Source organism: Rufibacter sp. XAAS-G3-1, from assembly GCF_013623775.1.
GTDB lineage: Bacteria > Bacteroidota > Bacteroidia > Cytophagales > Hymenobacteraceae > Nibribacter.
Window position 1 is genome coordinate 408327 of the sequence record NZ_JABFAM010000007.1, and the last position, 10657, is coordinate 418983.

Genomic DNA, 10657 nt, shown 5'->3' on the forward strand with positions numbered 1-10657 from the left:
TTCCGTTTCTGAAGTGTTTTGATGGAAACGTGCCTTAATCGGGTAGCTGCACGTAGACCCCGTCTGCCCTGGTTTCCAGCGGGAACCGTTTCAAAGGTCGCGTCCGGCCCTTGCATTCTTCGCCCGTGACCAGATGGAACCGGTAGCTGTGCCAGGGGCAGATAATCTCGTTCAGGTAATTGATGGTTCCCCGGCTAAGCGCATCGCCCAGGTGGGGGCACACGTTCTCCACGGCGTACAGTCCGGCAGGCGTATGCGCGAGGCAGATTTCCTTTCCGGCCACTACCACGGCCTTGGAACGGGTTACCGGAATCTGGCTTTTGGCCTCGGCCTCACTGTCAAAGAGTTTAATCCATTGCATAGGAGTGCGTACGCGGAAAGAGCGAAGCTGTTTTAGACCCAGTTTATAGAAAACAGCCTGAAAACGGCTAGAGCGGTTTGAAAAAGCTGTAAAATGAAAAAGCCCGGAAAAACCGGGCCCCTTACACCAAACTAACAAACAAAACTTTAAACAAACCTAAATACCAAACAAGAACCTGGAAAAGCAGCGGGCTGAGAGGGATTCAGGGGCTGTGGTCTCGTTTAGTGATACAAAGATGCAGCGGGTTTCCTCCATGACCAACCCAAAGATGAGGAAGCGGCCTTTTTCCTGTCTGAACCTAGACAAAGCCGGAGTGAAGTGGAAAGCACAGGAGTGAGACCGCTTACGGCCTACCTGGAATGAGGACGACCGCTCTATTTCTTACCACCGTGTCACGTTCAATCATCTAAAAAATCCCAAGTCCGTTTCTGTGCTGTTTTTTTGAAAAGAGCCTATAAACGGGCAGCAATGAAACGGGAGGTAGTCCTGGAAAAGTAATGATAACCTAAAACAGAACACTCGCTCGCGTCCCGCGAGGGTGGGATACGCACGGACGCTGGCCGCTACTTAGGTAATCATAAAGCGGCGGGACGCCGCAGGTAGCTCACCCTCGCGGGACGCGAGCGAGTGTTCTTATTACTTTCTAAGGTTCCCAAACGGGAAAGTGCCGGGCATGAAAAAGCCCGGAAAGACCGGGCCCCTTACACCAAACTAACAAACAAAACCTAAATTCTACAGAACTGCTGCTCTAGGCAGCGGGCAACCAGTCTAATGGGGAATCTGCCTTTTGTAGGCGACTCAACCGCTTTCGTGCTGATTGATGATACAAATATGCAGTGACTTAACGCCTACCACAACCTAAATAAGAAGAAGCGCGCCTTTTCCTAACTGAAGCCTGATAAAGAAGGAGTGAACCGGGAAAAGCCTGACCGAACCGGAACATCTTCTCCCTTCAGAAAATTGGCCGTGGGGCAAAAAAAAAGCCATTCTGGGAAGAATGGCTATAAAAAAGTAAGAGTAAAAATACTTAAAAGTAGTCTAGAACCAGAGCGCAAGCGGATAGACGCAGACTACTTTTAAGCTGAAATAGAGTGTGAATGTATCAGTTTTTACGGGGCTAAAACCTTAAGGTTTAAGTGAGTAGAAAGAAAAATTAGATTTTTTTTCAAGAACCTCTGTAGGGCGCTCCAGGAGCATTATTTTCAGCGTATTTTCTCCGGTGTTCCAGTTTTGGAATTGAGTCAGATCCATCCACAGACGGTCGCCGGCTTTCACGTGTAGGGTTTTCTCCTGACCATCTGCGGTCACAGTACGCAAGGTTCCGTCAGAGGCGGCGTAAGCTTCCTGCTCAGGGGAGGCATGGAAATCCAGGAACTCACCGGGCTTCAGTTCCAGAGACATGATGCGCAGGTTGTTCGTTTTCAGTACGTGAGAGAAAACTTTGGGGGAGCGGGGAGCCGATCCGTTGGAAGGCGTGTTTCCGGCGAAGGCAGGAGCCATGTTCAACAAAAGGCAAACCGAAAAGAAGGCGGTGGTGAATTGAGTTTTCATGATTTTTTATGGTTATATTTTTTTAACGTTAGAGCAAGAGTGCGTCCATTCTGGAGTAGCCCTTTTGATTATATAGATGCAAAGTTGGGCAAAACGTTGCTTGGTTGTATGTTACTGTTTTCTTAAAAGGCTTAATATGAGGATGAAGCCGATGATACGGAAACTGAGCCCGAAGTTTTTGAGGATGAAAAGGACTTCGGTTTTTACCTGTTTTATGGGAGTGAAAACAGGTACTGTTCAGGTGCAAGTAAGCACCTATACTAGTGATATTAAAAGAGAACCCTTGCTTGTGGAAGAGAAAGTCTCTTTTTCACAAGCAAGGGTTCACAGATGGGTAAACGTGAGCGATCAGGAAGGGTCTACATCTATGACTACCCTAATCTGTTTGAGTTCTTTGTTTTGCAGCAAGGCCTGCACTGCCTCCAGTACCTGGACTTTAGACGCACGCAAGTGACCACTGTCGCGGTCTAGTTTCACGTGAATTTCCTGCAGGAACTGATTCCTGATCTTGAAGATGTGCGGGGCCTCGGGGCCTAAAACGCCGGTTCTGCCTAAGCGGTCTACCAGTTCTTTGGCCAGTAAAATAGCGGCACCCTCACAGGGCTTGGCCTCGGGGTGCTTGACCGTTAACCTTATCATGCGCACAAAAGGCGGATACCTGAATTTCTGCCGCTCCGCGATTTCCTGCTCGTACAAGCCCTGGTAATCGTTTTCTATCACCCGCTGGAAGATGGGTTGGTTTGGGTTGGCCGTCTGGATCAGTACCTTTCCTTTGTTGCCTTTCCGGCCGGCCCGGCCGCTCACCTGCACAAACAACTGGTAGGCCCGTTCATGCGCCCTGAAATCTGGGAAGTGGATGATGCTGTCGGCGCTCAGGATTCCTACCAGGCTTACGTGCTCAAAGTCCAGCCCTTTGGTTACCATTTGGGTGCCTACCAGTACATTGGTGCGCTGCTGTTCAAAGTCCTCAATGATCTGCTGGTGGCTGTTCTTCTTTTTGGTGGTGTCCAAGTCCATGCGCTGGATGCGGGCATCCGGTAGAATCAGCTTCAGCTCGTCCTCAATTTTCTCCGTCCCAAAACCCACCGTTTTCAGCATGGTAGAACCGCAGGCGGGGCAATCGTTGGGTTTGCGCTCGGTGTAGCCGCAGTAATGGCAGCGGAGCTCGTTGGAGAACTTGTGGTAGGAGAGACTTACGGCGCAGTTCCGGCATTTGGGAATCCAGGCGCAGTCATTGCAGTCTATGAAAGGCGCGTAACCCCGGCGGTTCTGGAACAAGATGACCTGCTCGTGCCGGAACAACGTGTCTTCAATGTCATGTACCAGCCTATTGGAAAAGTGACTGAGCATGTTCTTGCGCAGGCTTTCCTGCCGCGTGTCCACCAATTCTACCTGCGGCAAGGTAGCCTCGCCGTAACGTTCGTGCAGGTTCACCAATCCCCAGCGGCCGCTCTGGCAGTGGTAATATGATTCTATGGAAGGCGTGGCCGATCCCAGCAAGGTTTTCGCGCCCTGGAACTGCGCCATCATAAACGCCACCTCGCGGGCATTGTAGCGCGGCGCGGGTTCGTGCTGCTTGTAAGACGGTTCGTGCTCCTCATCCACAATAATGAGCGAAAGCGAATGGAACGGCAGAAACACCGATGACCGTACGCCCACCACTACCTGGAACCGGCCCGAAAGAATCCCGTTCCAGACTTCCACCCGCTCATTGTCTGAGAATTTGGAATGGTACACGCCCAAACGGTCACCAAAAACGCGTTTCAGGCGGGTTACAATCTGGGCCGTGAGCGCAATTTCGGGAAGGAGATAGAGTACCTGTCCGCCCGCTTCCACGGCTTTCTGTATGAGGTCAATGTAAATCTCAGTTTTACCGCTGCCCGTGATGCCGTGCAGCAGCACCGTGCTTTTTTCGTTGAAGATCTCCAGCACCTCATCGCGGGCCGCAGCTTGGGCCGGTGATAAGTCAGAACTTAAATATGGCCCCCGGCCTTCCGCCATTGGGAAGCGGCTCACCACCACGTCAAACTGCTCCAGAACGCCATTCTTGAGCAAGGTGTTGATGGCCGAAAGAGACAAATGCGGATTGGAGGTAAGTACGTTTTTCTCCAGGCCTTCGTCGTTCATGCGCAGATTTTGCAGAATGGGCGTGAGCTGCACGTATTTGAGCAATACATCCAGTTGCTTCGGCTTGGCCGCGAGCTGATTGAATAGCTCTTCCAGCGTAGCCTCATCGGTCACGAAAGAAGGGGCGAGACGCACCTTTTTCACTACTTTGGGGGCGTATTTCTCCGCTATTTCCTCGTAGATGATGATGACATCTTTGAGTAACAGCGATTTGATGATTTTATGGAAACTGGTCAGTTGCAGCAGCTGGCCTACCTCGGTAAAAGTGAGGTGCTGTCTCTGACGAAGCGCGAAAATGATTTTTTCTTCGTGGCCGGTAAGGGGCCATTCATTGGTTTCCGGCTGAAACTGCGGGTGCAATTGAATTTTAGATTCGCTGCTGAGTTTGAGGGCCGAGGGAAGGGCCGCATTAATGACTTCGCCCAGGGTGCAGAGGTAATACTCGGCCATCCAGAGGAAGAGGCGCAACTGCGGGCCGGTCACTACCGGTTTCTCGTCAATGACCTCCAGAATGTATTTGGCCTGGTACTCTTTGGGGGGTTGCTCATGCACGCGCGCCACCACACAACTCAGTACTTTCTTGGAGCCGAACTGCACCAGTACGCGGGCACCCACCAACACCTCGTCACTCATCTGGTAAGGAACCCGGTACGTGTAAAGCTTGGGAAGCGGTAACGGTAAAATGACGTCCGCGAACAAGGTGATTCGTTCAGGGACGTCATCAGCTGGAATATGAAATTCTAATTCTGGTGTCAAAAGCGTCCGGTTTGGGCCAAAGTTCGGAAAAACAGGCCGTAAACGGAAACTTTCCTTATTTCACTTGGTAGTCTTCTACCAATAAGGTGATATGATTGTGCTGAGGGTCTGGGTTCTGTAACACCGTGGTGTACAGCAACACGGGTTCGTCTGCGCCAACCTCTATCTCAATCTGATCTACCAGCGTTTCTTTTACCGGCAGCCAAACTTCCTTCTCCGCCGAGGTGAAAAGCATCTCTTTCCGGAATTGCCGGATAATGGCTGCCTTCAAACCCTTTTTCTTCATCACCTGAATATTCTCCTCTGAAATATTGCGGGTCTTGCCACCGTACACCAGCGATAAACGGCAGGCTGGAAGCTCCGGCTGGCCCGAGGGAACCTGGGAAACCGCCGGGGTAACGTTCTGTAAGGCTTCTAAGGTGGTTTCAGGATGGGTTTTCTGTAACCGCTTCCAATAACCGTCTCCGTTCTGGGAAAAGGCCGAAGCCGAGCAGGCAAGCCAAAGGCCGCCTAGTATCAATAATTTCTTCACGTACGTAATTTGGGTTTAGGTTCTCGGCTAGCAACAACAGCAGTCTATTGCCAGTTCTGTATGTTGAGGAAAAATTTACTTTGGGTGTTGATTGTCAAATGTTGTTTCAAATACGACGGACTTGTTCCAGGGCATCGGCCACGGATTGTACCGGCAGTTGGCAGGCACGGTTGTAACAGACATAGATGGTGGTTTGTCCGCCCTGCGCGGTGCGGTCTTCCAATAAAGGCAGGGTGGAGGAATCTTCCTCTTTGGTGCCGGCCAGAAGGGCGTTGGGTAGAAAGTGCTGCTGCAAGAGGCTCCTGAAAGAATGGGCTTCCGGGCCCACAATGGCAATCTCGGCGGTAGGTTTCAGTTTAAGGAAGTAGAGCGAGGCCCAGTTGGCTAGGTGGGAGGGTTCTTGCACTACCAGGTCGCGCACTTTGGAGAGCATTCTGTCTGACAGGCTGGAATAACGCTCTTTTTCTAAAAACAAGCCTAAAACGTGCAGGTTCATGGCCATCACTGAGTTGGAGGCGGGTACCACGTTGTCAAAAATCTCTTTTTTGCGGGCAATCAGTTGCTCCCCTGCGTTGCTGGTAAAGAAGAAAAGCTCTTCGGTTTCATCAAAGAAATGGGTGAGCGTATAATCCGTGAGGTTTCTGGCCTCTTTTAGCCAAATCTCGTCAAAAGTGACCTGGTACATGCCCAGCAACGCTTGAATCAGGAGGGCGTAGTCTTCCAGGAAACCGTCAATGGTGGCTTTGCCTTCTTTGTAGTTGTGGAAGAGTCGGTCTCCTTTTTTTAAGTTATTCAGGAGGAAATGGGCGTTGGTGCAGGCAAGTTCCAATATTTTAGCTTCACCGAAGGCACGGTACGCATCGGTGAGGCCGAGGAGCAGGAGGGCGTTCCAGGAGGTGAGAATCTTGTCATCCAGGCCCGGTCTGGGGCGCTGGGCTCTCGCTTGCAGAAGCGTGTCTTTCCAGTTCTGGACGTGCTCCTGCAGTTCTTCCAGAGAAAGTCCCTGGTCGGCGGCGAAGGCTTCATCGGTTTGGCGGCGGTGCAGAATGTTGATGCCGTTTTCCCAGTTTCCTTCTTCAGAGGTGTGGTAGTATTTGCTCGCTACTTCAACTTCTGCGCCTAGTATTTCATTTAGTTCGGCTTGGGTGAACACGTAGAACTTGCCCTCCTCGCCTTCACTATCGGCATCCAGCGACGAGTAAAAGCCACCCTCGGGGCTGGTGAGTTCCCGTTCCACAAACCCGATGGTCTCCATGCCTACTTGCCGGTATAGTTCATTGCGGGTCACCTGGTAGGCTTCGGCGTAAAGACTAAGGAGTTGTCCGTTATCGTAGAGCATCTTCTCAAAATGCGGCACCAGCCATTCCTCATCGGTGGAATAACGGGCGAACCCGCCGCCAATCTGGTCATAGATTCCGCCGAAGGCCATTTCTTCCAACGTGAGGTTTACTTGCTCCAGCGCCGCCGGGTCTTGGCTGTAATGGTAATAGCGTAGCAGAAAGCGCCAGATACTGGGCATGGGGAATTTGGGGGCTTGGCTGGTGCCACCGCGTTTGAAGTCAAAGCGGCGCTTCAAGTTGGTGAACATCTGCTCAAAAGCCTCTGAATTGAAGTCAGGATTGCCCTGCCGGAGGCCGTATTTTGCCAGTTCACTCTGCTGTAAATGCTGCACGAACTGTTCGGCAGATGTATCTAACTCTCGGCGGCTTTTGGTGTAGGCTTCCGCTATGTTTTGGAGCAACTGTTTCCAGTGCTGGGGCGGGAAATACGTGCCCCCGTAGAAAGGCTTCGCGTCTGAGTTCAGGAACACGTTGAGGGGCCAGCCGCCTTGTACCCCCATGGCCTGAAGGGCATCCATGTACACCTGGTCAACATCGGGCCGTTCCTCGCGGTCTACCTTGATGCAGACAAAGTGCTGGTTCATGACCTGGGCAATCTCTTCTTTTTCAAAGGATTGATGCTCCATCACGTGGCACCAGTGGCAGGCCGCGTACCCAATGCTCACCAGAATAGGTTTCTGCTCATCTTTGGCTTTCTGCAGGGCTTCAGTTCCCCAAGGGTACCAATCTACCGGGTTATAGGCATGTTGCAACAGATACGGGCTAGACTCCTGAGCAAGGCGGTTGGACTTTCTTTCCATTTTTCTAAATGTGAGATGATGAGTGTTTCAGACCTCTTTTTAAGAAATAAGGCCTGAAACGGCGTTAGTTCATACGCAGCTGCCGCTGAACCGTGTCAATTTCGGCCTGTACATCGGCTTCCGGGGTCATGCTTTTTAATTTCTGTAAGAGTTTCTGAAGGAACTGCTGGTGCGCGGGACTATCTGGGTGGAAGGATTTATGGGCTAATTCGCGCTGTACTTCTGCCCAACGACCTATGAAGTTGGTAAAGGCTTGGTCGGCGTACGCCTGGACGAATTTCTCCCAGATGTAGTTCTCGGCCATTTCTGAGGGATGGAGCAAATCTGCCGCGTAAAACCGGTAATCGCGTAAATCGTCCAGCAATAATTCATAGGCGGGGAAATACGTGATGCGGGGGTGCTGCTCCATGGCTAAGTGCGCCGCCACCCGCAGCAGACTTTTGCTGACGCTGTTCAGGGGAAGGGTGTCTTTGAGGTGGCGCACCGGGCTTACCGTCAGGAGTACCTGTAAACTTGGGCAATGGGTTTGCAGTAGTTTTAGCGTCTGCTGGGTATCATGGGTTATTTGGGCTAGGGTGAGAAGCCGTTTGGTGAACTGTTTTTGGGGTACTTTATGGCAATTGGCTACTAAACCGCCGGTGTCTTGGCGTTCATAGATGTACGCAGTTCCCCAGGTAAGCATCACTACCTGGGCCTGTTTCAAGAAGGTGTGTGCCTCTTGTATCTGCGCGCGCAGCATCTGTAACAACGCTTCTGGCTGAGAATGGGAGAAGGACGAGTGGAAGTCATAGTGGTACCAAATCCCGTTTTGCTCTACCAATCCGGCTTCTAACTTGCTTTCGTCCTGGGTAAGCGCGGCCCGCAACAGTTTATGGATGGACAAAGGGTTGAAAATAGTCCCGAACGGATTCACCAGCGTATTGGCTTTTACTTCCTGAAGCTTTCGGCCCATGACTTCGGCGAAGCAAGACCCGATGGTGAAGATTCCTTTGGTGCGGGAGAACCGGGAAGGAGCGGTAGGGACGTTTAATTCGGTACGGAACTGCATAGGCAGGAGGGGCGAAGTGGCCCGCGAAGATAGTTATTTCTGTTGTTACGCTTTGGCTGCCACCAGCGGGTACAGTTCTTCTAAAGAATGAATGGTATACGTGGGCTGGGCGGCTAAACAGATTTCTTCTGCTCCGTACCCGTACGCGGCCCAACAAGAGGCAAGCCCGGCGTTTTTCGCGAAAAGCAAATCAGGTTCGGTGTCGCCCACCATCAGCATCTGGGAAGCAGAACATTGGGAATAATGCGGCTTTATCACCTGCTCGTACGCCATTGGGTCTGGTTTCTTTTTGAGCGGCTTTTTAGGATTATCGCCCACAATCATGTCAAAGTACTGCCGAAGATGGAAGCGCTCCAGGGAGTCTTCTATGGCGCGCTGGCCTTTGTTGCTGATGACCACGCAGGCAATTCCCTCTTTCTTCAGACGAGGCAACAGTTCCTCCACCCCCGGGAACAAGGTGGTAAGCCGGCCCCCATCGGTGTCATAGATATGACGGTAATGAAGTACCCAATCTTCCAGTTCCTCGGGGTTGCCTTGCAGCGGCGGATGCAACAAGGGCAATAGTTCTGAAAGGTTTCCGCCGGTACCAATGGCTTGTCTAATGGCATCTGGTGATGGCGGCGTGATTCCTTTCTGGTCAAACGCCTGCTTGAAAGAATAAAGAATGGCGTTCTCTGTGGCACACAAAGTACCGTCAAAATCAAAGATGACTACAGGGTAGGGAAGCATAGAAAAGAAGAAAGGAGTAAACAACCCAATACTCCAGCGCACTCGCTTTTGTTGTTGAGCTGTTTGCTGGGCTTTATAATGCGGCCAGTAAATCTTTCAGATACAGCGGTTTTAAGCTGTTTTCCTGAAAATAGATAAAAAACGGGGCGACTGGCTTTAGGAGATCCGTTTCTGGGGTGTTTTCTGTAAATCTTTGGCAAACTGGAGAAGGCATAAAACAAGACATCCTGCCGGAGTGCGGCAGGATGTCTGTAATGGATAAGAAGTTGCGTGAACCTAGGCGGCTACCACATTGAAACGTACTTGGTGTTTCACTTCTTTGTGCAGGTTCAAGGTAGCGGTGTACTCGCCTAATGATTTCACCTCTTGGTCAAAATCAACGCGCTTACGGTCTACATCGTAGCCAAGGGCTTTCAGGGCCTCAGAAACTTGCAAGGTGGTCACCGCACCGAAGATTTTGCCAGACTCACCTGCTTTGGCAGGGATTTCCAACACAGTGTCACCAATACGGTTGGCTAAGTCTTGCGCGTCTTTCTGGAATTTCTCTGCTTTGTGCGCCGCCTGGCGGGTGTTCTCAGCCGCCACTTTGCGGGCAGAAGGGGTAGCCATTTCGGCTAAGCCTTGTGGGATCAAATAATTACGGCCGAAACCTGGCTTTACTTTGACAATGTCGTTTTTGTAGCCAACGCCTTTCACGTCATCTTTAAGAATAACTTCCATCTCTTTTTACCTCCTTATTTTAAAGAATCTGTTACGTAAGGCAAAATAGCCAAGTGGCGTGCTCTGGCAACCGCCTGAGATACACGACGCTGGAACTTTAAGCTGGTTCCGGTTAAACGGCGCGGTAATAATTTACCTTGCTCGTTCACGAACTTCAATAAGAAGTTACCGTCTTTGTAGTCAATGTACTGGATTCCGTTTTTCTTGAAACGGCAGTATTTCTTGCGCGTGTCTTGCTTGTGGATTTTTTCGTTTACTAAACTCATGACGCTTGGGCCTCCTTCTCTTTTTTAGATGATTTGAATTCACCGTTTCTGCGGCGCGCATTGTAAGCAACAGCGTGCTTATCCAGGGCGGTGGTCAAGAAGCGGATGATTTTTTCATCACGACGGAAAGCAAGTTCCAATGCATCTACAATAGTAGAAGGGCCTTGGAACTCAACGAGGTGATAGAAGCCTGTGTTCTTCTTCTGAATTGGGTACGCCAGTTTTTTTAGGCCCCAGTTCTCCTCGTGAATAATGTCGGCGCCATTTTCCTTAAGCACCTGTCTGAACTTCTCGACCGTCTCTGTCATCTGCGCCTCGTTCAGCAACGGGGTCATGATGTAGAGTACTTCGTAATTTTTTAAAGTCATTTGAAAAAATGATTTTGGTTCGAAGGGGCAAAGGTAAGGCAATATCCAACAGAAACCAA

10 protein-coding genes are annotated in these 10657 nt (G+C 50.8%); all 10 read right to left on the minus strand.

Annotated features, from left to right (window positions below; all coding sequences use genetic code 11):
- Positions 1–34: 34 nt before the first annotated feature.
- Positions 35–361, minus strand: a complete 327-nt coding sequence (locus tag HHO50_RS10185; RefSeq protein WP_181305907.1) for a Rieske (2Fe-2S) protein — start codon at positions 359–361, stop codon at positions 35–37.
- A 1125-nt stretch (positions 362–1486) separates the two neighbouring features.
- Entirely contained in the window at positions 1487–1912 is a 426-nt protein-coding gene (locus HHO50_RS10190; protein ID WP_181305908.1) for a hypothetical protein, read from the minus strand.
- Positions 1913–2260: 348 nt separating this feature from the next.
- The gene (priA, locus tag HHO50_RS10195) at positions 2261–4795 is read right to left on the minus strand and encodes a primosomal protein N' (protein ID WP_181305909.1); all 2535 of its coding nucleotides are present in this window, start codon (positions 4793–4795) and stop codon (positions 2261–2263) included.
- A gap of 55 nt (positions 4796–4850) precedes the next feature.
- Positions 4851–5327: a hypothetical protein gene (locus tag HHO50_RS10200; protein WP_181305910.1), complete on the minus strand. Its 477-nt coding sequence runs from the start codon at positions 5325–5327 to the stop codon at positions 4851–4853.
- Positions 5328–5433: 106 nt separating this feature from the next.
- Positions 5434–7467, minus strand: a complete 2034-nt coding sequence (locus HHO50_RS10205) for a thioredoxin domain-containing protein (RefSeq protein ID WP_181305911.1) — start codon at positions 7465–7467, stop codon at positions 5434–5436.
- Positions 7468–7531: 64 nt separating this feature from the next.
- A complete protein-coding gene (locus tag HHO50_RS10210; protein ID WP_181305912.1) occupies positions 7532–8515 on the minus strand; it encodes a GSCFA domain-containing protein in 984 nt (327 codons plus the stop codon).
- 45 nt (positions 8516–8560) lie between these two features.
- Complete coding sequence (locus tag HHO50_RS10215; protein WP_181305913.1) at positions 8561–9244, minus strand: HAD family hydrolase; 684 nt, start codon at positions 9242–9244, stop codon at positions 8561–8563.
- Positions 9245–9520: 276 nt separating this feature from the next.
- Positions 9521–9964, minus strand: a complete 444-nt coding sequence (gene rplI, locus HHO50_RS10220; protein WP_181305914.1) for a 50S ribosomal protein L9 — start codon at positions 9962–9964, stop codon at positions 9521–9523.
- Between the two features lie 14 nt (positions 9965–9978).
- Entirely contained in the window at positions 9979–10230 is a 252-nt protein-coding gene (rpsR, locus tag HHO50_RS10225; protein WP_048921044.1) for a 30S ribosomal protein S18, read from the minus strand.
- Complete coding sequence (rpsF, locus tag HHO50_RS10230; RefSeq protein ID WP_181305915.1) at positions 10227–10598, minus strand: 30S ribosomal protein S6; 372 nt, start codon at positions 10596–10598, stop codon at positions 10227–10229. The genes rpsR and rpsF overlap by 4 nt, the downstream gene beginning before the upstream one ends.
- Positions 10599–10657: the final 59 nt, after the last annotated feature.

Coding starts and splice junctions, on each gene's coding strand:
- HHO50_RS10215 (WP_181305913.1), bottom strand. CDS start 9,244: ATGCTTCCCTACCCTGTAGTCATCTTTGATTTTGACGGTACTTTGTGT.
- rpsF (WP_181305915.1), bottom strand. CDS start 10,598: ATGACTTTAAAAAATTACGAAGTACTCTACATCATGACCCCGTTGCTG.
- rplI (WP_181305914.1), bottom strand. CDS start 9,964: ATGGAAGTTATTCTTAAAGATGACGTGAAAGGCGTTGGCTACAAAAAC.
- HHO50_RS10185 (WP_181305907.1), bottom strand. CDS start 361: ATGCAATGGATTAAACTCTTTGACAGTGAGGCCGAGGCCAAAAGCCAG.
- HHO50_RS10205 (WP_181305911.1), bottom strand. CDS start 7,467: ATGGAAAGAAAGTCCAACCGCCTTGCTCAGGAGTCTAGCCCGTATCTG.
- HHO50_RS10190 (WP_181305908.1), bottom strand. CDS start 1,912: ATGAAAACTCAATTCACCACCGCCTTCTTTTCGGTTTGCCTTTTGTTG.
- HHO50_RS10210 (WP_181305912.1), bottom strand. CDS start 8,515: ATGCAGTTCCGTACCGAATTAAACGTCCCTACCGCTCCTTCCCGGTTC.
- rpsR (WP_048921044.1), bottom strand. CDS start 10,230: ATGAGTTTAGTAAACGAAAAAATCCACAAGCAAGACACGCGCAAGAAA.